The organism is Saccharibacillus sacchari (assembly GCF_037722395.1).
GTDB lineage: Bacteria > Bacillota > Bacilli > Paenibacillales > Paenibacillaceae > Saccharibacillus > Saccharibacillus sacchari_A.
Genome location: NZ_JBBKAR010000033.1, coordinates 359434 through 384143, shown reverse-complemented (window position 1 = coordinate 384143; position 24710 = coordinate 359434). Strand labels below are relative to the sequence as shown.

Annotated in this window: 20 protein-coding genes and 1 tRNA gene; 8 read left to right on the top strand and 13 right to left on the bottom strand. The window is 51.0% G+C overall.

From position 1 onward, the window contains the following. Positions 1-39 precede the first annotated feature (39 nt). From WKI47_RS10590 to WKI47_RS10580, 3 genes are all read right to left on the bottom strand, one after another. Positions 40-306 (bottom strand): hypothetical protein, encoded by a 267-nt coding sequence (locus tag WKI47_RS10590; RefSeq protein WP_340227096.1) that lies wholly within the window; start codon positions 304-306, stop codon positions 40-42. Positions 307-461: 155 nt separating this feature from the next. Further along, positions 462-1055: a hypothetical protein gene (locus WKI47_RS10585; protein ID WP_340227095.1), complete on the bottom strand. Its 594-nt coding sequence runs from the start codon at positions 1053-1055 to the stop codon at positions 462-464. Further along, a complete protein-coding gene (locus WKI47_RS10580) occupies positions 1048-3381 on the bottom strand; it encodes a beta-glucosidase family protein (RefSeq protein WP_340227094.1) in 2334 nt (777 codons plus the stop codon). The genes WKI47_RS10585 and WKI47_RS10580 overlap by 8 nt, the downstream gene beginning before the upstream one ends. Positions 3382-3596: 215 nt before the next feature. Between WKI47_RS10580 and WKI47_RS10575 the strand changes: the two genes are divergently transcribed. The 3 genes from WKI47_RS10575 (at position 3597) to WKI47_RS10565 (ending at position 5145) form a co-directional block, all read left to right on the top strand. Then, positions 3597-4346, top strand: coding sequence for a helix-turn-helix domain-containing protein (locus tag WKI47_RS10575; protein WP_340227093.1), 750 nt, complete (start codon positions 3597-3599; stop codon positions 4344-4346). 91 nt (positions 4347-4437) lie between these two features. Then, positions 4438-4509: transfer RNA gene (locus tag WKI47_RS10570), tRNA-Val, on the top strand. A 198-nt stretch (positions 4510-4707) separates the two neighbouring features. Beyond that, entirely contained in the window at positions 4708-5145 is a 438-nt protein-coding gene (locus tag WKI47_RS10565) for a hypothetical protein (RefSeq protein WP_340227092.1), read from the top strand. A 120-nt stretch (positions 5146-5265) separates the two neighbouring features. Here WKI47_RS10565 and WKI47_RS10560 read toward each other — a convergent pair whose 3' ends face one another. From WKI47_RS10560 to WKI47_RS10530, 7 genes are all read right to left on the bottom strand, one after another. Continuing rightward, a complete protein-coding gene (locus WKI47_RS10560; protein WP_340227091.1) occupies positions 5266-5481 on the bottom strand; it encodes a hypothetical protein in 216 nt (71 codons plus the stop codon). 96 nt (positions 5482-5577) lie between these two features. Next, the gene (locus tag WKI47_RS10555; protein WP_340227090.1) at positions 5578-6891 is read right to left on the bottom strand and encodes a glycosyl hydrolase family 28 protein; all 1314 of its coding nucleotides are present in this window, start codon (positions 6889-6891) and stop codon (positions 5578-5580) included. A gap of 271 nt (positions 6892-7162) precedes the next feature. Next, complete coding sequence (locus tag WKI47_RS10550; RefSeq protein ID WP_340227089.1) at positions 7163-8716, bottom strand: extracellular solute-binding protein; 1554 nt, start codon at positions 8714-8716, stop codon at positions 7163-7165. 32 nt (positions 8717-8748) lie between these two features. Next, the gene (locus tag WKI47_RS10545) at positions 8749-9621 is read right to left on the bottom strand and encodes a carbohydrate ABC transporter permease (protein ID WP_340227088.1); all 873 of its coding nucleotides are present in this window, start codon (positions 9619-9621) and stop codon (positions 8749-8751) included. A 27-nt stretch (positions 9622-9648) separates the two neighbouring features. Continuing rightward, positions 9649-10620 (bottom strand): ABC transporter permease, encoded by a 972-nt coding sequence (locus WKI47_RS10540; RefSeq protein WP_340227087.1) that lies wholly within the window; start codon positions 10618-10620, stop codon positions 9649-9651. Between the two features lie 212 nt (positions 10621-10832). Further along, positions 10833-13049 (bottom strand): helix-turn-helix domain-containing protein, encoded by a 2217-nt coding sequence (locus WKI47_RS10535; protein ID WP_340227086.1) that lies wholly within the window; start codon positions 13047-13049, stop codon positions 10833-10835. A gap of 230 nt (positions 13050-13279) precedes the next feature. After that, complete coding sequence (locus WKI47_RS10530) at positions 13280-16693, bottom strand: putative Ig domain-containing protein (protein WP_340227085.1); 3414 nt, start codon at positions 16691-16693, stop codon at positions 13280-13282. A 225-nt stretch (positions 16694-16918) separates the two neighbouring features. On the opposite strand from WKI47_RS10530, the gene WKI47_RS10525 reads away from it, so the two are divergent. From WKI47_RS10525 to WKI47_RS10515, 3 genes are all read left to right on the top strand, one after another. Then, complete coding sequence (locus tag WKI47_RS10525; protein ID WP_340227084.1) at positions 16919-17239, top strand: hypothetical protein; 321 nt, start codon at positions 16919-16921, stop codon at positions 17237-17239. A gap of 29 nt (positions 17240-17268) precedes the next feature. Further along, complete coding sequence (locus WKI47_RS10520) at positions 17269-18780, top strand: glycoside hydrolase family 32 protein (RefSeq protein WP_340227083.1); 1512 nt, start codon at positions 17269-17271, stop codon at positions 18778-18780. A 148-nt stretch (positions 18781-18928) separates the two neighbouring features. Continuing rightward, on the top strand, positions 18929-19186 hold the full coding sequence (locus WKI47_RS10515; protein WP_340227082.1) for a hypothetical protein: 258 nt from the start codon (positions 18929-18931) through the stop codon (positions 19184-19186). A 41-nt stretch (positions 19187-19227) separates the two neighbouring features. Here the strand turns inward: WKI47_RS10515 and WKI47_RS10510 are convergent, their stop codons facing one another. Together WKI47_RS10510 and WKI47_RS10505 are read right to left on the bottom strand one after the other, a co-directional pair. Then, on the bottom strand, positions 19228-19821 hold the full coding sequence (locus WKI47_RS10510) for a sugar O-acetyltransferase (RefSeq protein ID WP_340227081.1): 594 nt from the start codon (positions 19819-19821) through the stop codon (positions 19228-19230). A gap of 57 nt (positions 19822-19878) precedes the next feature. Further along, positions 19879-20910 (bottom strand): ROK family protein, encoded by a 1032-nt coding sequence (locus WKI47_RS10505; protein WP_340227080.1) that lies wholly within the window; start codon positions 20908-20910, stop codon positions 19879-19881. Positions 20911-21091: 181 nt separating this feature from the next. Between WKI47_RS10505 and WKI47_RS10500 the strand changes: the two genes are divergently transcribed. After that, positions 21092-21634 (top strand): RNA polymerase sigma factor, encoded by a 543-nt coding sequence (locus tag WKI47_RS10500; protein ID WP_340227079.1) that lies wholly within the window; start codon positions 21092-21094, stop codon positions 21632-21634. Continuing rightward, entirely contained in the window at positions 21609-23303 is a 1695-nt protein-coding gene (locus WKI47_RS10495; RefSeq protein WP_340227078.1) for a DUF4179 domain-containing protein, read from the top strand. Before WKI47_RS10500 ends, WKI47_RS10495 begins: the two co-directional genes overlap by 26 nt. Positions 23304-23402: 99 nt before the next feature. Here the strand turns inward: WKI47_RS10495 and WKI47_RS10490 are convergent, their stop codons facing one another. After that, complete coding sequence (locus WKI47_RS10490; RefSeq protein WP_340227077.1) at positions 23403-24569, bottom strand: copper amine oxidase N-terminal domain-containing protein; 1167 nt, start codon at positions 24567-24569, stop codon at positions 23403-23405. Positions 24570-24710: the final 141 nt, after the last annotated feature.

Here is a 24710-nt window from a genome sequence, read left to right as displayed (position 1 = left end):
TCTTTTTTGCGCGCTTCTTTTTTGACGACGGCAATCGCCTTATTCGTTTTCGCCGGTCATCTCGATTCGGTCGATTCCCTGAACCGTAATCGAAACCTCGAAACTTCCATCTCCGATCGGACTCATGCGCAGCAAGCCTTTTTCCGCCAAGTAACGGTAGGCCAGCTTCTTCTCCGTCTCACCGTTGATCTCATCACCGCTCAAAATGGAAGGTTCGCCGCCGCGTTCAAACCAGCCGTCGTATAGACGACCGAGTATTTCGCGCCGAAGACCGCGGCGACGATTGAACTGTCCCATGCGTTCCAAAGACCTCTCCTCCTTCGTGTATGGATCGCGGGGCTGTTCGCTTCGCTTCCCAAACGAAAGCCCTCACTCTCTATTACACGATTCAAACCCACTTCTCCCAACAAAGACAAGTAAAAGGGAAGCAAATAACGATGCTGGTTTAGAACGTCTACAGGTTAAAGCCCCGATTGGCGTTCATCCAGCTCTTGCAAAATACCGCGGGCTAACACATTCACTCTCTGAATCTCCAATTCCGTTTCGATATAGGCATACGGATTTTCCGGATCGGCAGGTTCCGGTTCGATAGCCGCAGCCTGTTCGGCCACAGCCAACAGTCGGTTTAACGCTTCCGGCTTGATCGTGTGAGGATCTATGCAGGCACAAGCGGTCAACACGCCTGCAAAAGCCAATCCGATCGGAATCGCTAAATCTTCATACTGCTTCCACTTTTGCTCTGCGAATGTAACCAGCGGCTCAGCCGCAGATGCGGGGCGGAATCGTTGCAGCGCTTCGCAGACGACCTCTTCGTCCGCAAAGCCCAATTCGTTCACCAAGCAGTCTACCGCCGTCTCGGAGCCCAGCTTGGCCAAAGCCTGGTACGCCAGCTTACGCTCGGCTTTCTTTTTGGACGAAGCCAGCTCCAGCAAGGCTGCTTCATCTTGCCGGTCTGCACCTCTGGCGATCAAAGCCGCCTTTAGTTTTTTCTGCTCTTTTACGGTTAGTTCGGGCGTTGCCGCTTCGGCTGCACGGAAAACCGGACGATCAGCCATTCAGCTTCTCCAACAGCTCGTTCAGCTTCTGCTCGCCGTCCGGTTTGGCTGCGAAGCCGACTGCGGCTCGAAGCGGCAGATACCGCCCGACCGCTTCCATCATGCCGGACTGATCGTGTCCGTCATCGTCTTCATCGCCGCTTGGCTCCGCATTGTCATCCTCCGCAGGCGGCGTGAACAATCCGCCTTGCAGGAAATCGTCCAGCAGCGCTTTCTTTTCCGGGGACAGACGTCCCGGCTGCATCAGATCGCCGATCAGCGAGTTCCGATGCACCGGTTCGAGCACAGGCTCGTCGCCTTCGATCTGCACTTCGGCCGTCAGCGCGATATCGCGCGAAGACGATCCGACGCCTACGTCGAACACGCCGCTCTCGACGCGCCAACTGCCTCGTTGAACGTCGTAGTAGGCAAAAGCTCTACGGTCGAGCGTCAACGATACCGTCTTGCTTTCGCCCGGCTCAAGCTCTACTTTTTCAAACCCTTTCAATTCTTGCTGCGGGCGGTCCACGGTGCTCTCCACGTCTCGCACATATAGCTGCACGATCTCTTTGCCTGCAACGCTGCCTGTATTTGTCACCTGCACGCTGACTTCCAGACCCGCGTCGGCCGAGGTTTGCGAAGCGTTCAGCTTAAGGTCGGAGTAGGCAAATTCGGTATAGGACAGACCGAAGCCGAAGGGGAACAACGGCTCGATCGCCTTTTTATCATAGTAACGGTAGCCCACGTAGATACCTTCCCGGTACTCGACGCGGTCGCCGACGCCAGGGAAGCTGAGGTACGCCGGCGTATCTTCGATGCGCACAGGGAACGTCTCGGCCAATTTGCCGGAAGGACTGACGTTGCCGAACAGAATGTCCGCGATCGCGCCGCCGAGTGCCTGACCGCCGAGATAAGCTTCCAGCAGTCCTTTGACCCCGTCCAGCCACGGCATTTCGACAGGCGAACCGTTGCTCAGGACCACGACCAGATTCGGCTGTGCCTTCGACAAGGCTTGGATCAGCTTGAGTTGGTTATCCGGCAAACGCAGATGCGTACGGTCATACCCTTCCGACTCGTAAGCATCCGGCAGTCCCGCATACAATACGGCCGCGTCGGATTCGGCTGCCAGCTTTACGGCTTCCGCGATTTTGTCTTCGTCGACGCTATCGCCTTTGAGACTATAGCCGCTCGCGTAGCTGACCTGAGCCTCGCCTGCTTCCTGCACGAATTCGTCGTACGGTACTTCGAGACGGGTCGGCTTGATATGCGAGCTGCCGCCGCCTTGGTAACGAGGACGCTTCGCCAATTCCCCGACAACCGCGATTTTGCCCGAGCGCTTCAGCGGCAGGAGTTGACCGTCGTTTTTGAGCAGCACCATGCTTTCACGGGCGACGCGGCGGGCGAGGGCATGATGCTCGTCTTGGTCATACGCGGCATTTTCGACTTTCTCGGCCACGGAGCGGAGAACGACGCGCAAAATCCTTTCGACGGCCGCATTCAATTTTTCCTCGGATAATGTGCCGTTCTTGACCGCTTCCACGATCTTGCTATCGCCGATTCCGCCGCTCGACGGCATTTCCAGCTCCAAGCCTGCCGCGAGACCTTCCGCCCGTTCGTTCACCGCGCCCCAGTCGGATACGACGAACCCTTCCAGTCCCCATTCTTCTTTTAAAATATCGTTCAGCAAGTATGGATGTTCGGAAGCATACGTGCCGTTGACGCGGTTGTACGAGCACATGACGGTCCACGGCTGGCCTTTTTTGACCGCGCCCTCGAAGCTTGCCAGATAAATTTCGCGCAGCGTGCGCTCGTCGACGACGGCATCCACGGACATGCGGCGATGCTCCTGGTTATTCACGGCAAAATGCTTCAGCGACGTGCCGACGCCCTGGCTTTGCACGCCCTGGATATGGCTGGCCGCGATCTCGGAAGACAGATACGGATCTTCGGAAAAGTATTCAAAGTTGCGTCCGCACAGCGGCGAGCGCTTGATATTCGCACCCGGTCCGAGCAGCACCGCCACGTTCTCCGCCTGGCATTCTTCGCCGAGCGCCGTACCCATTTGCCGGATCAGGTCGCGGTCCCACGACGACGCGATTCCGGCTGCCGAAGGAAAACAGGTCGCGGGCACGCTGTCGTTCAGTCCCAGATGGTCCGCGCCTTCCGCTTGTTTGCGCAGCCCGTGCGGGCCGTCGGTCACCATCACGGACGGAATACCCAGCCGCTCGATGCCTTTGGTATGCCAAAAATCCTGACCGGAGCAAAGGCCCGCTTTTTCCTCCAACGTCATTTGAGCGATCAGTTCTTGGATATTCGGTGTTTCCGTTGCTTGATTGTGCTGACTCATAGTCGATCTCCTCTCGGTATGGGGTTGGAGCGGCGAAGGTACTTGCAAGACTAACTAAATGGTTTATTGGACCGTTTGGCGGAATTTCAATCGTTCACGATTATTGTAGAGCGTTTTCAATTCGAAATTCTATTAAAAAAACGACCTTTTTTGTAGTTTTCGTAGCTAGGCTTTAAAATGAGAAGAAGATTGGGGAAGGTGAGGGATTGTCGCATATGGAAAAAGGGAGCAGCGAAATAGAAGATCGGGAGCTGTTGCGGAACCTTGCGCGGAGCCGGCAAAACCAACATCTGCACCATGACCTTCCGACCGAACGCAAAATGCTGAAATACATACGCGAAGGGCGCTGCGAAGAGTTGGAAAATTTTTTGAGCGATTGGGGACAGCGTGAGGATTTCGGTATTTTGTCCCGCAGCAGCCTGCTTCGCCATAAAAAAAATCTGACCATTTGCGGAGTGACGCTCTATACGCGGGCGGCGATCGAAGGCGGATTGAATGCCGAGATCGCGTTTACGCTCAGCGATCTGTTCATCCAACGCGTGGAGGAGCAACGTTCACTTGAGGATGTGGATCGGCTGTCGGCCGTCGCGGTACGCGAGTTCGCGCAGCGGGTACGGCAAGCGCGGGAGTCTTCCGGTAGCGGCACGTTCGAGGCTTGTCGGCAGTACATTTTCAACCATCTGTACGAAGAACTGCCTCTCTCCCGCCTCGGCGCCGCTACCGGGTTGAATCCGGGATATCTGTCTCGTCTATGCAAAAAGGAAACGGGGTTATCGCTGTCTGCTTATATCCGGCGGGAAAAGGTGGAGGAAGCGAAACGTCTGTTGGAGCTGAACGAGTATACGTTATCGGAGATCTGCGTGCTGTTGCGGTTTAATGACCAGAGTCATTTTACGCAGGTGTTCAAAGCTTGGAGCGGAGTGACACCGGGAGCGTATCGGAAAAGGTTTGCGAAAAAGAGTTGAAAAATTTGGAGGAAGTGCTTGCTATACGTCTGGGATCTATGGTATGATCTTTCTTGTCGACAAGAGTTTGAATCTTGAGCGATACATATGAAGGACGGTAGCTCAGCGGGAGAGCACTATCTTGACAGGGTAGGGGTCATGGGTTCGATCCCCATCCGTCCTATATTTGAAAAACCCTTATACGATAAGGGTTTTTCTTTTTTTCGTTCGAATAAAAATGCTCTACAATCATGAAGTGGTGCCGAAATTGGTGCCGCTTTTTTTTATTTCGACTTTAATAAACAAAATGCAAGCAAGCATATAGCTACGTATTCCTTTTTTTGGTATTGTCGATGTATACAAAAAAATGGAGGTTGATTTATTGAAAAAGAATAGTATAAGAGCTTTAGTCATCTGCATAATTCTCATCTTTATAATGCCGTTTATTGAGCAGAAAACAGAGGCCGCTACTTCAACCGTATATTCGTATGAATTTGAAGTATACTCCAATGACGGAACGGAATTCTTAGGCACACTTTCGACGAATCGTTATGACTCAGATTCTATTTTTAACAAGTACGGAAGCTATGGCAGTAAATATTCCAGTACAAGTATTTGGGATCCTTATGGTACTTACGGCAGCAAATACAGTATAGATAGTGCTTTTAACAAATATTCGACTTCGCCGCCAATCATTGTTTACAACGGTCAAGTGATTGCTTACGTTTCAGTGAATAAATATCTTAGAGGTCGATCTCGCCTTACCAACTTTGGAATGAAGCAAAAGCCATTGACGGTATGTAAAAGTCAAAAGCGTTAAATGTAGGTGAGTTCCTCCACGGACTCACTTTTTTCATGTTCACAACGACTCATTCAAAAAACCGCCCCTTTTAAAAAAGGAGCGGTTCGTACACTCAAACCTTATATAACAACTAAAATTTTATGCCTCTTCGTCCCCGTCTTCCTCTTCCCGAATATCGTAAAACCAGAAATACTTGATCGTCGCCGTGTTGATGGTGTTGCCGTCGATCTCGATCCACGCATTCGAAGTGATCTCTTCCGGCAGTCGTTCGAACTCTTCTTCACCGATTCCGATCTCCAGCACTTCTCCGTCTGTGAAATGAATCGCGATTACTGTCGTTGCTTCCGTTTCCATCTACACGCCTCCTATCGTTTTACTTTCATTCTAAAAGTCAATTCGACGTATGATGGCACATTTCCTTTTTGAATCCGTTATAAAATTCCCTCGTCTTTATTTGATCGTTAGGCCGGTTACATGATCGCCAACAAGGATATCCGAATCTTTCAAAGTTATCGGTTGTCCGTTCAGCGTCACGTTTTCGAATAAAATCTCGTTAACAAACCGTTCCTCATCGTATCCGGAGATATGAGAAGGATTCGGACAGCAGCCTTCAAAGTTGATATGGCGAAACGAGACTTGCTCGATCCGATAACCCGGCGCCGGGTTATATTTCTCATTTTTCATAACTCGAATATTGAACGGCTCGCCCAACTCGAACGGTTCGACGCGAATATTCTCGAATGCGGCAGCGCGCACCGTATTGTTGTCTCCGGCGTTGATCGCGATACATCCCCAATAATCCGGTTGCGGCTCATGATGTTCCAGAATGTCGATATCGCAAAACCGAAGATGTTCGATCAGGTTGCCTTCTCCTTCATAATCGCCATGCGTACCGATATTGATCGGATGGGCTACGTCGGCCCACAAGATCGCTCCCTGCACGCTTACGTTAACCGTATCGCCCCGAAACTCTCCCCGAGATGCGTAAACGGCTATGCAGTCATCCGAAGTTCGCAAAAAACCTCCTTCGATCTTGACGTCACGGCAGGCCATCATATCAATGCCGTCGCACCATCCACGCGAACTGAATGTTTTCAGATTGGAAATATGAATATTTTTCGACTGACCGAGCAGAACGGTATAATGCGGCGGATCGATCATCGTGATGCCTTCTATGGAAATATCGCTGGAATAACGAACATCCACGCCGCGGTAAAAGGTTGTTTTTTCAAAACCAGACAGGTCCAGCACGCCTCTCCCCCGGATTTCCACATCACGTACTGTATCGCAGACCAATCCGCCGCGTAAGACTGCTCCTCCCGCCAGATATACTGTAGTATGGGATGGAATGGATAAGCGGTCATCTTCCAGCGTATGCAAGCCCGGCTCGAATGCCAGTATACAACGGGCATCGGACGTTCTGATAGCGCTTCGTTGCTCCAACGCTTTTCGTATATCCGCTCCTCTATGAATGCCCGGTTCCAGTGTCAGCACCTCTTCAGCTTCGTTGAATGGGATATTTTTTTCTGGCGAATTGGCGAAAATGTGCAGATTGCGAAACCGTTCGCCGTTCGTTTCAAGAGAAAGCAAACGCGGGCCGTCCAATCGGAGTTTGATCGTCAAGTGTTCGACGGAACATTGGATGCCGGCAGACAGCGGTCGCACGATCGTTTCGTTTACGATGCCGCTCAAATGCTCGATCTCCAATTCCGCCGCTCCTTCGCAATCGAAACTCACCATGGACGCGAAACGAACATCGTGCATATCGACTGCCGCGCGATAAACGAATAAGCGCTACCATTCTTCTCCTGCTTTTCGGACTCTGACTCGATAATCGGGACTTTCCTCAATCCCTTCAGGTGACGGATAAACAACAAGTCTTGGGGTTACGTCCTTTTTTCCGTCATGCTTCAAGCTTGATTGATCTGCCATGCTCATTTTTGTAGGCTCCTATTCCGACAGAAAAATCCGGCCTGTACGCGATTTTATTACCGTGTAAAGCCGACCTTTTGCTGATCTTTCGTGTGTTTGATTTTTAACTTTGACGAGCTTCATAAATGGCTTGCGCTTCGTCGAGTTCGGCTTGTCCGCCGGAATTAATCCATTGCGCTTTGAAATCGTCGAAATCTTTGTACGTATCGGCTTCGCCGGTTATTGCTTTGATGTAGTACTGTGCTTGGAGTGTCGTCAAAATAGCTTCGTACTGCGCTTTCGAAGACATGACGGTAGATTGCATCAAGTCGGTCAGTACGTTGAGCCCTTCGATATTCGTATAGGTGTCCCGGAATTCGATCTTTTCCGGCGAGAAATGGTATTTCTCCATCGCCGATACTTTGCCGCCGAATGGATTGTAAAAGCTAAGTCCCCATTCTGCCGCATTGACCCCGTCTTTCAACACCGGCAAACCGTCTTGCAAGTCATAGGTTTCTCCTTCTTTACCGAACAATGTGGTCAAATAGCCTGTGTCGTCTGTCGCTACATATTCAAGCAACTCAAGTATTTTTTGACGTTTGGCGTCGTCTTTTTCAAGCTGAACGCCGAAGAAAAGAGGGGGTTGCAATGCCCCGTTGGCCATGGCGTATCTGTTGCCGTCCGGTCCGGTCAACGGCGAGCCCGGAACTAGATCGATGCCTTTGTCGGCCGCCACGAGACCGAAGTAACCGTCTGCATACAGATGGTGCCACATCCCTGTATCGAACATCCCGGTGCGCAGACTGATGAATTTGGTCTGAATTTCTCCATTGCCGTCCGTGATGAATTCCGGATCGATAATACCGGCCTTGTACCATTTGTTCAACAGCTTGAGCGCGCTGCGTGCTTCTTCCGTAGTCGCGCCGTACTCTACCTTGCCGTCCGCGCCGAGCTTGAACTGATAAGGATTCACGCCGTATGCCGCGAAAATCGAATTGAACATCTGGGTTTGCGCATCTTTGCCGCGTCCGGTCATTCCGTACGTATCTTTTTTGCCGTTACCATCCGGATCTTCGAACGTGAATTTGGTCAATACGTCTTCCAATTCTTCAAGATTTTTCGGCGGTTGATCGTAACCGATCGCGGTCAGCCATTGTCCGTTATAGGCAGGTAAAAATCCGGTTGCGCCATTGGACCAGACTTTCGGCACTCCCCAATTTTTGTCGTTATAACTGCCCGCCGCCCACGCTTCAGGATCAACGCTTTCGATATCTGCGGTGTATTTCGGCATGTATTGCTTGATTTCGTCGGCGGAAATGTTTGCGATAACGCCCTGGTCCGCCCACTGCACCATATCTCCTACCGTGCCGTCTACGGCCAGGATGTCGGGAATATCGCCGGAAGCCAGCAGCACGCCGAGTTGTTCTTTCCAGGTTTCCGTTTCGAATTTAACGTTTTTGATTTTGATATCGAATTTTTCCTCCAGATACTTTTGCACAAAATTGTTATCCGCTTCGGGCGCGTTCCAATTGTTCGCGATCGTGATCGTCATAGGCGACGCCGGATCGGACGAAGAGCCTCCAGCCTCATCCGATTCCGAACCTCCGCATCCGCTCAGCAGCGTCGAAACGGTCAGCAGCACAGCCAGCGTGGCGGTCAAGCCGGTTTTTTTTCGCATTTTGTTTTCCTCCTTTTGATTTAAACTGCGTTTTAGCCTTTCAGCGAGCCTACCATCGTTCCCTGAACGAAATACTTTTGCAGAAACGGATAGACCACGATGATCGGCAGCGCCGTAAACATCAGCGTCGCGGCTTTGATCGGTTCGGCATAGCCTAAAACAGTGCTTTGTGCGTCCGAAGAAAAAATGGAAAGATCTTCTCCTGTAATGACGACTCTGCGCAAGAATGTGGTCAGGACCTGCTTATGCGGATCTTGAATATATAGAACCGCATCGAACCAAGCGTTCCAGTGCGCCACGGCTGACCATAAAGATAACGTAGCGAGTACGGGAAGCGACAACGGCATAATAATACGGAACAAAATTTGCAGATCGTTCGCTCCGTCGATTTTGGACGAGTCTTCCAGTTCCTCGGGAATTGCTTGAAAAAAATTGCGCAGAATCAACAGTGAAAACGTACTGATCAGACCCGGAATGATATAGACGAGCCGAGTATCGATCAAGCCCAGATTTTTAATCAGGAAATAAGTCGGAATCAGGCCGCCGCTGAAAAACATCGTAAACACGATCAGCATGGTGAAAAAACTGCGGTGCGGCAAATATTTTCTCGACAATGGATAGGCTCCCATTGACATGAATACGATCGAACAGATCGTTCCGATAACGGTCCGAAAAACGCTGTTGCCGAAGCCGATCCAAATATCGTCCCGAGTAAGCACACGCTCCCAAGCATAGAAAGAGACTTCCCTCGGAAACAGATGAATCCCTGCACGCAGCGACTCGGCCGGCGTGCTAAGCGAGATCGAGAGCATATGTACGAAAGGATAAAGCATCACAATGCAAAGCAAAATCATAAACAAAATCAGAAAGGCCTGAAAAATCCGGCTTCCTCTTGTTGGTTTCACAATCGGCACTCCTTTCTTCGATTCATTCTAAAACAGGCCTTCTTGCCCTAATCTTTTGGCTACAAAGTTGGTCAGCAATACCAGAGCGAAAGCGACCAAATTTTTGAACAGGCCGACAGCCGTCGTCAGACTGAATTGAAAGTTTTGCAAACCTACGCGGTATACATACGTGTCCAGAATATCCGCGACTTCGTACGTTGCAGGCGAATACAAGTTAAGGATTTGGTCGAAGCCGGCATCGAGAATGCCGCCTGTTCGCAGGATGAACATCAGAACGACGACCGGCAAGATCGAAGGCAGCGTAATTTTGAGCGTTTGCTTCCAGCGACTCGCGCCGTCCATAACAGCCGCTTCGTACAGATCGGGCGAAATGCCGGATAAGGCCGCGAGATAGATGATGGTACCCCAGCCGATTTCTTTCCAAATCGCCGACGTGACCAGCGTGAAGCGGAAATAATTGGGATCACCCAGAAAATAAACCGGCTCCAGGCCAAGCAATTGAATCAGATAGTTCACCACGCCTGTCGAAGGAGACAACAACGTGAGCAAAATTCCCGACAAGATAACCCAAGAGAAAAAGTGAGGCAGATACGTCAACGACTGCGTAATCTTTTTGAATTTGGTCGAACGAATTTCATTGATCAACAATGCCAAAATGATCGGAGCCGGAAACCCAAAAATGATGTGATAAAAACTGATGACTACCGTATTGCGCAAAATTTTGAAAAAATCGGGCGAATGGAAAAACAGAAATTCAAAGTGCTTGAATCCTACCCATGGACTGCCCCAAATACCGTCCATGATCCGAAAATCTTTGAACGCAAGCTGAATCCCGTATAGCGGAGCGTAAGCAAATACCGCATACCAGATCAGTACAGGAGTCAACAGCAGAAATAAATATCTGCATTTTTTGTATTCTTTCCATGTCTTCGAAATTTTCGACGGCTTTTTGGGAACGGTTGCCGAACCGTCGAACTCCGAGGATGTTACCGGGTTCATCGTCTTGCTCCTTTCGTCCTTCGTCATAAAATCGCCGGGCGGCGCCTCCCGGTTCATGATTCCACTTTAGATGCTTTGTAAGCGTTCTTTCTAGGGTAACTTTTTTCGATTTCTTATGATTTCTTTCGATTCGACAAAAAAACCGTTACCGAAACGGCAACGGTTTTCAAATCGTTCAGTTGCAAAGCTCGCGATATCGCAGAAACGAATCTTCAGCTTTTTAAGGGTACCCAGTCTTCGTCTTCCCGCTTCGCTTTGCGGTATTGAACCGGCGTTACACCGTAACGGGCTTTAAATTTGCTATGAAAATATTGAGCATTTCGGTATCCGACTTGCTCCGCGATCGAGGCTACAGACATGCGCGGTTTTTCCACCAGCAGTTCGGACGCTTTTTCCAACCTTAGCCGCGTAACGTATTCCGTAAACGAATTTTTGGTTACTTCGCTGAACAGGGTTGAGATATAAGCGGGAGCCAACGAAATTTCGCGCGAAAGAATTTGTAAAGACAGATCTTCATGCAAATGCTGTTGGATATAGGTCTGAATTGTACGAATCACTTCCGCATGCGCATGATTGCTTTCCATGCTGCGGCTTTCCGCAACACGGTTCGACAACTCAAGGATTTGTTGCATCGTTTCTTCCAACGTATCGCCTTTCAATTCTTCGAACAACCCCGCTTCGGGCAGCAAATATTGAAGTTTCAATTCGATCATACATTGGTAAAGTTGGGCAATCAGTTGCAAAACGGCCAATTCGACTACGTCGATCTGCAAATCGCCCTTCTTGAGAGAGTCGGAAAAATGCGCGAGGAAGGTCTGAATTCCGCTTCGGTCTCCGGCTTTCAACGCATTGAAGTAATGTTCATGCCTGAACAGCAGCGGGTCGGAACTCTGCGTTTTCAGTGAGTCATGCACAATGATCGCATCTTCGCCGCGGATAAAATGGTAACGTGCGGCCGACAGTGCGGTACGATACGAATCCGCGATTTCGCTTTCGGTGCTTGCCAAGCAGCCGATAGAAGCGCGAAACGCAACCCGTGAGCATACTCCGTTGGCTAATTGTCGGATTTCTTCAATCCATTCCGCATATACCGGCTCTCTATCGAACGGAAATGTATACAAAATAACCGCTTCCCGCTCGTTCAGGAAAATCCATTCGCCCGAAACACAGAGGGAACGGTCGAAGGTTTGCCGCAGTTGATCCGTCGTCCCTTCGGTCATGTACAGATAAGCTGCGCGATAAGCCTTTCCTTGCGGCGACTGCTCCGTTTGCTCGAATTCCGGCCGCAGTCCCAGCAGTTGCCCAATCCTTTCGCTTCGGCGCGCCTGCGTTTCCAAATCGACGATTTTATCGTTCATGAACGAAAAGGCATCCCCGATCATCGTGTATTCGTTGGCATGCACAGAATGGGAAGGTGTGGGTCTTATACTACTTGCTTTGTTCAGCAATCGTTGCACCGGGATATATAACCTTTTCGAAAAGAACACCGACATCAACATCCCAAACAACGCAATGATGCCGCAAACCGTCAAAAGACCCGCTTTCAAGCGTTCCGTCAAAACAGTGACGGAATTCTGCGGACGGTACATGGCATATGTCCATTCATGATCCGAATTTTCAGCAGGAAGCTTCGAAACGATACCTGTCGATCCTTTTTCCGGTATGGTAGTAAAAGATTCGGTTTGTGAGTACGCCACCTTTGTCAAGATAGCGATAACAGATTCGTTTTCGCTGCCTACCGAGAACAATTGCCGTCCGGCGTCGTCGGTAATCAGCAATCGATCCTGGGCCGTTCCCAACATCGGGGTTATTGCATGCTGAAGATAGCGAATATCCACATCGATCAGGAAGTAGCCGTCCGGCTCGGCATTCGCTGCCGCATAAGGAAGCTTAATCATATACGATAAGACTTGATTGCCTTCCGCATCGGTTCTCGCGCTCCAACGTTTGAAAGGCTTTCTGTCAATGTTTGCGAAATAGCCAGCTTCGGGCGAATTGGAGGTTTTCATATAGAAACGTTTGGCATCGATCAAATAATCCTGTTTCGGGAAATAAACACTGACGTTCATGATGCCTTCGTTTTCCAATTTAAAAAATTCCAAGTCGCTTCGAAAAGAAGCGACCCGGCTCAAGTTGCCTTTCCAGCCTCCGTACAGCAGCAGATTCAAGTTACTGTTATTTTCAATAAACCGGACGGCCAACGCCTTATTTTGCAAATTATCTTCATACTTTTTGAGCAATGTGTTTTCGATAAACGACTGCGCCGCTCCGATCCGCGACATACTCTCGTTCACGATCTCCTGATGCATGACTTGATTGGCTTGAACGTACCAATATCCGCCCATGGCACCGACCAATAGAACGGAAAGAACGGTATACGATAAAATCAGATGATTGAATACCGTTTTTTTGATTCGTCTTCCGTTCATTGTATGTCCCCCTAATAGATCTTTCTAGCGTTTTGCAAGTCAGAATCAACCTTTTTTAAAGCGCTTACACTATGAAAAATCGACAACTGCTTTCTTTATATGAGGTTAAGGATACCTGATCGCTTACGCGGCGGCTATAGTAAAATCTTTCGATTCATTCCACTATATTTAAAAAAACGCTTTTGCCGTGGGCAAAAGCGCTGACTTGACAAGCTTTGGCGTCTTTTCGATCAAAGTTCACCGTGAAGCCGCAATTCGGCCATATTGCCGAACCAGGCACCTGCGTTATATAAACGGATATATCGATAAGCGGTATCGGATTGCGCGGTCAACGTCTGCCAATCGGCGGTTTTTGCGGCGCTCGTCGTCAGAGTTGTCCAGACAACGCCGTCATGCGATCCTTGGGCGACCGTTCCACCGATTCGTGTGTAATACCCGTCTTGACGCGCCAACAGTTCGATCTTCGACAACGAAACTCCGCTTTCGCCGAAGTCGAAACGGATATACCCCCCGCTCCCGCTTCCGTTTAAGCGAAAATCGGTGATCGTGCCTGGATTTGCGTCGAACAACGCTGTGACAATCGACTTGAGCTGCTGCTCGCTTCTACCGTTCGAATCTTGAAGCGTCGTAATCGAAGGAATATCGCGAAGCAGTTTCGTTTCGTCCGCGATGGTCAAAGAAGAGCCGTCGGTCGTCATCGTCGCTTCTGGCGCTTCTTCGCCGTCGGTCGTCAAATAATCGATCGTAAAATGTACAGTGCCGGATTCGAGATCGGCATCAACCGGAAGCTCCGCCGTCCAATTCTGCGCGTCTTCCGAGTGGGTCAGCGCTTCTCTTCCTTGAATGGTCGTCTGCACGTTGGTGATCGGTTCCGACGAACGGAAATTCAACCGGATTGTCGCGCCTTCCGACAACCGTCCTCGTACGGCGTTTTCGGCCGCAAGAACAATCGTTTCCAGTTTGTTTGAAGTTTCGACTCTTTGACCGAAGATACGGAATTCCGAAAGTTCTAGCATAGTGCTCGAAGGTTGAATCATGCGAATTTGCAAAAATCGGAAAGACTGTTCGGCAAGCTGCGGATCAACGTCCAATCGCTGCTTGTCTTCCGATACTTCCGTCATTCCCGGCGTCAAACGGGTCCAGTTCGAATTATCGTTGGAGCCGAAAATAGTCGTGCCGCCAATTCGTTCGGGAAAGCTTGCGCGTACCTGAAGTTCGAACGCTTCCGCGGTTACGCGGAAATCCGGTCCGAAATCGAACGTATGCGTTCGATTAACTGCGTTCCCGTAAAAAGCGAACGTATCTGGAGCGTCGTCAAGCAGCTTCGGTATTTCAGTGCCTACCGTGGACGAAACGATCATTTCCGAGTAATCCATGCTTCCGTCGGGTCGCAGCGGTGTCAATTCTTGCAGGCTTTCAGCCGCTGTTCTCAACTGCGTCAAAAAATTCAGGAACACGTCGTCTCCGGCACTGTCTATGACGTTTTTCGTTTCGTTGTAGACCTGAAGAAATTCGTTTCGCGTCTTGGACACATAAGCGCGATCTTCTTGGTACAAACCGGATGCCGACTCCATTGCCGCTTCCCGGTCTGCGCTAACGTTCACCCGCACCGTTCGGGCCGTAACGGAAACGCCGTCCGAGGCGCTAACCACGAATTCGTATACGCCGGTTTGGTCGGGCTTCCAGGAAAACGTTCCGGCCGTTTCGTTAAAAGATGCTCCCGACGGCAGATCGTCCGCACGATAAATCAACGTCTCGCCCTCTCCGCTATCATCCGCCTCAAACTCTTGCACGATCGGAACTTGCGATCCCGTATAGGTAAACAGATCGGCTTCAGCCTCTCCGCTGCGAAAAGTTGGTGGAGTCAACACTTCGTCGACATTCAGGCGGATATGGTCGATATCTACGTCCGTTCCGGTACCGAACACTTTTAAATAAGTCAGATCCCCAAGACCGCGAAAATCATCCATACGATAAACGACCGTTTGCCACTGCCCCTGCGTATTCGGCAAAACTAGGGTTTGGTCACTCCATCCGTTTACTTCCAATTTGGCAATGCCGTTTGTCCGAATGTTGAACCCTATCGTTTTTTTCGCTGTTGCCGTGGCGACGAGCGCAACCGCACTCCCCTCTTCCGCAGCTTCAACCCGCATGAATGAAGTTTCGTTTTCTGTTTCGACCGACGCACGTCCATCCAGACTGGTTGCGCGGTATTCAATCTCGTTCAGATTGTCGTCAGCAGAGGTCTTAGGCAATGTCGCTGTGCCTTCGGCTGCCGCTTCTGCCGGAATGAACAGCCAGTAATCCGCTCCGCCGTCTGGCGATTCCCAATAAAAAGGCAATCTTTTATCGAACATGTCCGCAAAATAAGGGGCTTCTTGCTCGATGTTGACGCCGGCTTCGTATTTGTAATGATAATACTGGCCGTATATGTTGCCGCCGATTCTTCCTCGGTAACCGGAAGCCGGCGCTTTATAGACAATTGTCGGATTTCCGTTCGGATCGGTATGCGCGGCAACGGGTGTCCAAGGAATATCGTATCCAAGCATAAAGCGCGCAAAATAATCCGAAGCCGCCAAAATTCGCTGATCCAAAAAGTCGTAAGCATCGACGGCCTGGTCTGTATCCGATACGGTTCCCGTCACCGGATCAACCCGCGTGTCTTGCGCTTGAAGCAGTCGGCTCAAAATCTCCGCGTTCGTCAGATCGCCTGCGCCATGAGCCTGGTCCCGTCCCATCTCCACATGCTGCACGCGCGGAGGAACGACCGGATCGCCGGTTAAAATGTCCTCGTCCACAAGCCGGAAAAGCTGCTTGATTGAACCGTTCTGCCCTTGATCCACAGCCGTTTCGTTTACCGTAAACCATTCCACGCCTTCGTCGTAGCGCTCCCGATTGCCTGTAAAAATGTATCCCGACATCGCGCCAAGCAGCGGATACAAATGCTGGTTCATGAAATAACCGTTATGATGCAAAAACGTTTCGGTGACAGGCACGATCAGATTGTCCGTAAAAGTCTGCGTATCGGTTTCTGTCCACTCCAGTTGCGGTTGTTGCGTATCGGTATAACGCAGAATCTCCGCGGCTGCTACCATCCGGTTAAGCGGAATGCCCATATGAATATGAGAATCCGTAAAGTAGGTGTATTGGTTCGGGTCCATCTGCTCCCAGATTCGGATAATCGCCAGCGCATTGGCCCGGTAAATCTCGTCACCGGTCAAAACGTACATAAGCGCTTGAGTGTAAGCTTTGAGCCCGTCCGCCACGAATGCGCCTTTACTGTTAACCGCTTGCGTTTTCGGCGTTGTCGGATTGGACGGATTGGCATTGCTGGACGTTACGTTTGTAGCTGCCGCAGGCGATTGGCTCATCTGCTCAAAATAAGAAATCCAGGGCTCTTGCTCTGCGGCAACCTGGTTTCTCGCATTTTCCAGCACTTCTTTGGTCAGCCCGATGCCGGGATGCTTGAAGCCCGAAGCATCGACCTCTTCGCGGATGTTCGGCAGCACCGTGATCGTTTCTTCGCTTTGCGCTGACGCTTTTTTGCGGTACATTCCGGGTTCTAATACGCTTAGACTTACGAACAGAATCAAAATCAGGGTGAAGCACGCTGTCTTTTTTAAATTAACCGTTTTCATTTTCATATTGTTCACTCCTTTTAAACGGATAATAATATTGCCTGGATTCACCATTACAAATTCAGGAACGAATTTCCAGTTCAATATTATTCGATTTATTGCATTTTTTTTAGAATGTTCAAAAATCTAATGACTGCGACGATTTATTTGTTGATCGCTACTGTTCAAAGCTTGGGCTGGCCCCTCCGCTTCTGGTAAACTAAAAAAGACTTCAACCAAAGGAGGATATTCATGCAGCTTACCCAACTGACCCGCCAGGGAGAAGATCTTCGCGAGAAGGTGAAAAGCGCCGAAGATTTCCGCAGCATCACGCTCTGGTTGTCCAGCGCCGCCGTTTATCTGGAAGCCCGGCACAAAACGCTCAAAGAAACCGCTTCGTTTCTCGCCGAAAAAGACAAGTTCAAATCGCTCGTGCTCGATAAGGAGGAGTATTCGATCAATCTGTTCGATTCCCTGATCGGAACGCTCAAAGCGATCGAGATGCTCGAAGACATGCAATCCCGTCAGCAAAGCGAATCCAGCCGCGGCGCGCGGAACTGGAACGACTTTTAAATACGGAACCCGAAGGAGGATGAACCCAGGTGACATCGTCGCAAGAAAAACATCTCGCAGCGCTGAAGCGCGCCGAAGACTCGGTTGCCGAAGCGCGGGAGCGCGTGGCGCAAGACCGATGGAGACCGCGCTACCATGTGGCAGCTCCGGCTTACTGGATCAACGATCCGAACGGTTTTAGCTTTTATCGCGGCGAATATCATCTGTTCTACCAGCACCATCCCTACTCCGTCGAATGGGGACCGATGCACTGGGGACATGTCAAAAGCCGCGATCTGGCCTATTGGGAGCATCTGCCGATCGCCCTGGCTCCGACGGAAGAGTACGAGCGCGACGGCTGTTTTTCCGGCAGCGCGATCGAAAAAGACGGCAAGCTGTGGCTGATGTATACCGGCAACGTATGGACAGGCGAAGATCGGGACAACCAATTGGAGCAAGTCCAGGCGCTGGCGCATAGCGAAGACGGCGTCAATTTTGAAAAGTTTGCGCATAACCCGGTGATCTCTGCGGCGCCGGAAGGCGATGTTCACCCTTTCCATTTCCGCGATCCCAAAGTATGGAAGCACGGCGAAACCTACTACTGCGTGCTCGGTTCACAGACGCTGGATCGACGCAGCGGCCAGGTTCTGCTGTATCGGTCAAGCAATCTGACGGATTGGAGCTTTGTCAGCGTAATGGCCGGTGGACAGGAGCCTAAGGAAAAGTTGGGCTTTATGTGGGAATGTCCGGATCTGTTCACCTTGAGCGGCCAAGACGTACTGCTCTGTTCGCCTCAAGGCATAGCTCCGGTCGGCGATTTGTATCACAATTCCAATCAGTCCGGCTATATGCTTGGGCAACTGGATTACGATACGGGGCGTTTTGAACATGGAGATTTGCAGCTGTTGGATTATGGCTTTGACTTCTATGCACCGCAGACTACCGAAGATGATCAGGGGCGTCGTATTCTGATCGGCTGGATGGCGATGTGGGAAGACAAAATGCCGGAGCAAGCGCGTGGCTGGGCAGGCACCATGACGATTCCCCGCGTGCTCACGCTTGAAAATGGACAGATCCGTAGTCGTCCGGCACCAGACCTCGCCCAATTACGCGGTGAAGGTGTAAGCTACGGCCCTGTGCGATTGGCTCCTTCCGCTTCTCGGCAAGAACTTGCGGGTGTTAACGGCGAATGTATCGAACTGGAAATGGAATTCGATGCAGGTTCAGCGACGTCGTTCGGGATCTCTCTGCGGGTAAACGAAGCTTCAGGAGAAGAAACGACGTTCACCTATGACCGGGCACGGCAGAAATTGATTTTGGATCGGGAACGTTCCGGCGCAGGCCCTGGCGGCGTTCGCAAAGCACCGTTCCTTTTACAACAGAATCGGCTGCAACTACGGGTATTCATTGACCGCTCTTCCGTTGAACTGTTCGCAGGAGACGGTGAGCTTGCGATGTCCGCACGGATCTATCCGAGTGTCGATTCGACAGGTATCCGATTCTTCGCCGAAGGCGGCGAAGCGACGTTGACGGCTTTACGCTGCTGGCCTTTGGATCGGTAAAGGTTAATTTTGTATCCCCTGATGGTGCTTCCGGCATTGAACGATTCCTGTATACACGTTGACGACTCATTGAAAAGAACGTGACTTAAATCACTTTTGTTGACGCTTACAAGGATTATGCTGGAAGGACTAATCAGGGAAGGTGGCGATGGAAGTGGCAACTCCCAATCTTCTGTACCAGATTTTAAAAGAAATCCAATGGGGAAAGGACCCAACGTCCCTCAGTCTCGGCGTGGATCAAAAGAAGTTCACACAGGCATTGCTCGAAGTCGATCAGGCAGGTTATGCGTCCAACATTTCATTTCTCCAGACGAACAATGGTGCGGCAATACCGTTTGCTGAGTACTCCAGGTTAAGACCGGCTGGTATGGAATTCATAAAAAGTTACGAACACGGCGTGCGATAATTCGCACACCGTGTTTTTATGTTGCGTTTGGATTTACGTTTTTACACACCCGCTACAGGCTTCTCGCCAACTTCGATAGTCCGGATAACGCGAGCGGGATTGCCGCCGACAATCGTATTGTCCGGTACGTTTTTCGTCACGACCGCTCCGGATGCGATCACTACATTGTCTCCGATCGTCACGCCCGGATTGATAATCGCACGACCGCCGATCCAAACATTGTGTCCGATCGTGATCGGCTTACCCAGCTCAGGTCCGGCAATTCGTTCGTAAGGATCGATCGGATGCGTCGCCGTATAGAGGCTCACGCCCGGTGCCAACATGCAGTTATCTCCGATTCGCACCTCGCAGACGTCCAAAATCGTACAGTCGAAGTTGGCAAAAAAGTTTTCTCCGACATGGATGTTGTATCCGTAATCCACGCGCAGGCTGGGCTCGATATATACATTTTCGCCTGTCGATCCGAAAAGCTGCTTCAGCAGCGCTACACGTTGTTCCGGTTCCTCCTCCGTCGTCGCGTTGAACTGACGGATCAGCTTTTTGGCATGCAAACTTTCGGCTCTAAGCTCCTCGTCCCAAGCTTTATACAATTCTCCGGCCAGCATTTTTTCTTTTTCGGTACGTTCGCGTTCCATCGTGCAATCATCCCTTCTTTAATAAAAATCGAAAACAAACTTGTTGGCCGCTTTGACTCAATAGCGCTTCTCCACGAGTTCCAACGAATACGACAAGCTCTCGGACGTCATCGCGATCAGCCCATTGATATACGGTTCTTCCGGCGACTCCAGCCAAAGTAACCGCGGCATATGCTCGGGAGGGATGAATTCAAGGCAGTGCTGGCGAATCATCGCAAGATCGCTTTCCTGCACCTGTCCGCCCGTGAGTGCGATCAATGCAGGATTGACGATCGCGGCCAGACTGGCTACGGCGTGGGCGGCAAGAGGGACAAATGTCTTTTTCGCGTCAAGTCTTCGCTGCTGCTCTTCACGCGATATCCCGAACGGCAAAAAAGAAACCTCTCCGGCAAAACGGCTGCTTCCCCGATGGATATGTCCGTCGATCATCAAGCCCGCTCCCGGAAAACAGCCCGAGACGAAAATCATCACGGCCAGCGTTCCTGGTTCTTCCCATTCGCGCTCCCGATATAAACCGTACACGGTCAGATTCATATCGTTTTCCACGATGACCCGAACTCCGTACTTCTCTCGGATACGCTGCTCCAACGGTACGCCAATCAACTTCTCCGCATCGCAAATATTGATAACGCCGTCATGAACCAATCCAGGAATCCCAATCCCGACTGCTTTGATCTGTGCATACTTGCCCAGCAGCAAGCCCACCAGCGTATCGATCGCAGATTCGTCAAGCACCGACACTTCGCGGGAGCGGCGCTCGATCACTTTTCCGGCCGAATCGGCAATGGCATACATAAGCCGTGGACGTCCCTGCTCGAATACGGCGCCAATACAGGCGATATACGAATAATCCGCATTATACGCAAAGCGTCTGGCCCGACGTCCCCCGCTCGAAGCTTCCGGCTCGTCTTCCAGCGCTTCTCCGCTCGCAAGCATCTCCTTCAGCAATGTCCCGCATGTCGCGATACTGAGTCCGGTTGCTTGCGCGATCGACGATTTGGTCCCGTATTCCGCGTGACGGAGCGCTTGGCGGACAAGTTCTTCGTTCATTTTTTTCACCTTGACCGAACTGTGCGTAACGGATGGCATGTTCTCACCCTTTCGTCGGTTCCGACTTTCAATAATACTTATCGAAAGTAAAATCATAAGTCCTACTATACCTATGCCGATCCCCTTTGTCCAGTTCAATGATAAAAAGTAAACTTAAAAAACGAACCGTTCGGAGTGTTCGTTTGTTGTATAGGCGAATCCACCAGAGAGGAGGCTGACCGTGACCAACAAAGAGCTATTCGAGACCTATCGTTCCGACGTCTATCGAATGTGCTATTACATGCTGGGGCAATCCGCTGACGCCGAAGACATCTGCCAGGAAGTATTTATGACAGCTTTTCGGAGCGATTGGACGAGCATGAAGAATGTGAAGGCTTGGCTTCTAAAGATTTCCGTTAACCAATGCCTGAATGTGCTAAGACGCCGCAGCAATCTGCGTTCCAAGTTAACGAAGCATTCGCATCGACTCGTCGGGAGTCCCGAACGTACGCCGGAAGAACAGTTCCAGGAGCGCGAAGGAGCGCAGGAGTGGGCCGAGTCTATCTCGCGCCTGCCGATCAAGATCCGTACCGTGATCTCGCTGCGCTTCGTGCATGATCTGGGTATAAGCGAAATCGCCGAGCTGCTGAATATTCCGCAAGGAACCGTCAAATCGAGGCAGTACAAAGGATTAAAGCTGCTTCGAAACCAACTTGAACGTGCCGGAAAACAAGCCGAACCCATCCAAGGAGGACGTTATGAATACCAAACTTACAAAGGATAACTCTGCGTTATTGGAAAAGTTGGAAACGACGCTGCATCAACAAATCGGACCGCAGGCCGCTGTGCGTGAGCCGGATTATGATGCGATGTGGCTGCGAATGGAAGTGGAATTGGAGCGCGGCACTCGTTCTGCGGCAGGGAACCGTACAACGTCTCGGACCCGTGTGCGCAAGGTTGCGTTAGCCGCCACACTTGGAGCCGCTCTGATCGCCGTTCCCGCGTATGCGGCTATTCAATACGATTGGAGTGCCTTGCTTCACGGCCGCGAGGGTATTCAGACGGCGTTGGCGCAAGGCTTGGGGCAAGAAATCGAACGCTCGATCACCCATGACGGCGTGACGCTGACTTTGCATACCGCAATCATTGACGAAGGCCGGACCTTGATCTTGTACAGCCTGGACGGCGAGGCGCGCAGCGATCGGTTCTCCGGTTTCTCCTCGATCACGATCACGGATACGGACGGTAAGACCTTCGAAGTTTATGAGTATGTGGCGCAATCCGCTGACTCGGAAAAAGGTTCCCTCCTTGCTACAGGCTATTTCCAAACCGATTGGTCACCTAACGCTTCTTCCGAAGCCGTAAGCTTCAGCGTAGACGGGATCACGTTCACCACAGATGCCGAAACCCCGCTGGCTTTCAATGCTGCGGATACCGGAACCTATCGCAAAGATGTGCATCAATCAGGGATTGCCCAGGTTGAACTTGGCGCCTTCGCCCAACCTGACGGGCAAACGTTGATCCGAACGACGCTGATTCCGGAATCCGGTCAAGAACAAGCCCCTTCCGGCAGTCTTGTCGCATATGACCGTACGGGAAAACCTATTCAGCCTGTAAAAGGGAGTATGTATGGAACGCCCAACGGTAGCGGTGGATTCTTCAACCAGGATACCTTTTCCGCAACCGATCTTCTGCAAAAGGGCGTGACCTACAAGCTGCTATACAGCAAACAAAGTGAGAAGATTGACGCAGCCTGGGATTTCCCGCTGGTTTTGGACAAGTCTAAAATGGCTCATGCCAGTACGAAGCAAAAGCTGGATATCCGGCTCGGGTCCGGGGAAACGGCTGTACGAATCAATCAATTAACGGTCACTCCCGCTCAGATTCGTATTGATATAGAGCTTGGGAAGTTGCACTACTCGCCATTCAAGGACTATGAGTTATGGGTGGACGGAAAAGCAGTCGATTTGGCATTTGGGTTGAATAGAGAAAAAAATCTCGGAGACGCCTTCCTCTCCATAGATCGCCCTGCTGATTTAAAATTGACGTCCGATTCCTTAATCGAACTGCGAGCGCGTCATGAAATCGTGATTCATCAAGGCGATCTGCCGGCTCCTGTACAACTTACAAATATCAGCGGGCAAAAACAGTCTTTGACCGTGGACGTCGGCGGCTATCCCGTCGTATGGACGTATTACAAGCAAGACGGGAATCTGGTCGTTCAGACCTCCAGCGAAGACCCGAACTTCGGCGGAATCGGCCAGACGTACATCGGCAGCAAACGCACGCTGTCCGACGAACGTTCCTCAACAATAATCGGAGATGCAGGCAACTCGCTGACAGAGGTCTACAAAAATTACGAAAGCGACTTTGCGGAGATGCACATTTTCAGTTACATCGAGCACCGGCCGGAGCAGGAAGCGAAAGCCGTTCTTTATTCTCCGACGCAATAAGCGCTAAGTAAGAACGCTACAAAATAAGCAGGCTCTTCCCTTTTCAAGGAGGAACCTGCTTATTCGTATTTTCCGATCCGATTCAATTTGCTGCATGCGTTATTCCGACAACTTGTAGCTCACCGTAGCCTTTTGTCCGAATAAGGGTCCCGGCGCAATACGTTTGTAGGTAAAGATTAATTGCTCGCCTTCCTGTCGGTCGAAGCGAAGTCTCGCATTAAGCAGCAGATCGCCGATATCGCCGGACACTTTCGACCATTCGCCGGCTTCCTTATCGTCCAATAGCTCCTGATCCAGTCTCGATGCTTCGCCTGTTCGAAGATTCACGACGGTCGGCTGGAGAGTATCGAAAGCACGGACCAGCAAGTAATCCGCCGTTACCGATTCCACGATAAACGGCCCGGTCTGCTTGGTCAGCTCTTGCAGATCATATTCAGCCGCCAGACTTCCTCCCGCGCCAACCACTTGAACCGTTTGCCCGTCTGTCAGGTAGGCTCGTTGTGCAGGCAGTTTTTGCGGCCCCAGTTCTGTAGGCAAATACATACCGGAGTACCGGAAATGGGCTTGCTGCTTCACGACACCGTTTTTTACGAGAAACTGAAAGCGGTTCTGCACGGCCTGCATGGAAGCCCCGTATTGCCGTTCCACCGTCAGCACATAAGCGTTCCCGCCCAAGCCCCGCAGATCGACGGTTCCCCATTCCAGTTCCGAGACGTCCGCTTGCGCAAGCTTTTTCGGAATGCCCGATTCCAACGAGTAGACCCCGCCCGAATAAAAAGATACCCACGCCGTGCGTCCGCCGGACGTATCCATGCGATAACGCTCGGGATCTTCAAAAGTAGCGCTTCCCGTGGCGGAATCCCAGCCTGCTTTCGTTTTGAGCGCTGTCGAGAGCGTGCCTAGCGGAACAAATACTTGACCGTTTTCCGAAAATGCCGCCGTGCTCTTCACCTGTTGCCCGTTGATCTCTGCCGCCCCGTTCCCAAGCTTCATCCGAATGGTGGTATCCGGACGCAGCAGAGTGAGTATCTTCGAGTCCCGGTCATACTGAACAAGAAACCCAAGCAGCTCGGAGAGCCTGTTAACCGGCATATAGGTATGTCCCGCACGGACTTCAAGCTCGCTACTCTCTACGGAAGCTCCGTTAATGGATAAAGCTACCGGCTTGGACGTAGCGGCCTGTGCTTCTTGATGCGGCAGCGGTGCGATCAACAAGCTGCCTGCAAGCAGTCCCGCTACCCATTTGACCCATCTATTTTTCATCATATATGTATTCCCTCCGGTTGATATCAAGGTTTCGTTTCTGAATTTCTCGACCTTTTTTCCATTTTACCTCAAATGTAGTCAGTTAGGGGCTTTTTCGGGTAATACACATGCTGTACGCCCAAATCGAAAGGAGCCCAAAAC

What these genes read in the sequence shown, in the direction of transcription:
- WKI47_RS10585 (WP_340227095.1), bottom strand. Translation starts at nt 1,055, where the DNA reads ATGGCTGATCGTCCGGTTTTCCGTGCAGCCGAAGCGGCAACGCCCGAA.
- WKI47_RS10580 (WP_340227094.1), bottom strand. Translation starts at nt 3,381, where the DNA reads ATGAGTCAGCACAATCAAGCAACGGAAACACCGAATATCCAAGAACTG.
- WKI47_RS10575 (WP_340227093.1), top strand. Translation starts at nt 3,597, where the DNA reads ATGGAAAAAGGGAGCAGCGAAATAGAAGATCGGGAGCTGTTGCGGAAC.
- WKI47_RS10560 (WP_340227091.1), bottom strand. Translation starts at nt 5,481, where the DNA reads ATGGAAACGGAAGCAACGACAGTAATCGCGATTCATTTCACAGACGGA.
- WKI47_RS10555 (WP_340227090.1), bottom strand. Translation starts at nt 6,891, where the DNA reads ATGCACGATGTTCGTTTCGCGTCCATGGTGAGTTTCGATTGCGAAGGA.
- WKI47_RS10550 (WP_340227089.1), bottom strand. Translation starts at nt 8,716, where the DNA reads ATGCGAAAAAAAACCGGCTTGACCGCCACGCTGGCTGTGCTGCTGACC.
- WKI47_RS10540 (WP_340227087.1), bottom strand. Translation starts at nt 10,620, where the DNA reads ATGAACCCGGTAACATCCTCGGAGTTCGACGGTTCGGCAACCGTTCCC.
- WKI47_RS10535 (WP_340227086.1), bottom strand. Translation starts at nt 13,049, where the DNA reads ATGAACGGAAGACGAATCAAAAAAACGGTATTCAATCATCTGATTTTA.
- WKI47_RS10530 (WP_340227085.1), bottom strand. Translation starts at nt 16,693, where the DNA reads ATGAAAATGAAAACGGTTAATTTAAAAAAGACAGCGTGCTTCACCCTG.
- WKI47_RS10525 (WP_340227084.1), top strand. Translation starts at nt 16,919, where the DNA reads ATGCAGCTTACCCAACTGACCCGCCAGGGAGAAGATCTTCGCGAGAAG.
- WKI47_RS10515 (WP_340227082.1), top strand. Translation starts at nt 18,929, where the DNA reads ATGGAAGTGGCAACTCCCAATCTTCTGTACCAGATTTTAAAAGAAATC.
- WKI47_RS10510 (WP_340227081.1), bottom strand. Translation starts at nt 19,821, where the DNA reads ATGGAACGCGAACGTACCGAAAAAGAAAAAATGCTGGCCGGAGAATTG.
- WKI47_RS10505 (WP_340227080.1), bottom strand. Translation starts at nt 20,910, where the DNA reads ATGCCATCCGTTACGCACAGTTCGGTCAAGGTGAAAAAAATGAACGAA.
- WKI47_RS10495 (WP_340227078.1), top strand. Translation starts at nt 21,609, where the DNA reads ATGAATACCAAACTTACAAAGGATAACTCTGCGTTATTGGAAAAGTTG.
- WKI47_RS10490 (WP_340227077.1), bottom strand. Translation starts at nt 24,569, where the DNA reads ATGATGAAAAATAGATGGGTCAAATGGGTAGCGGGACTGCTTGCAGGC.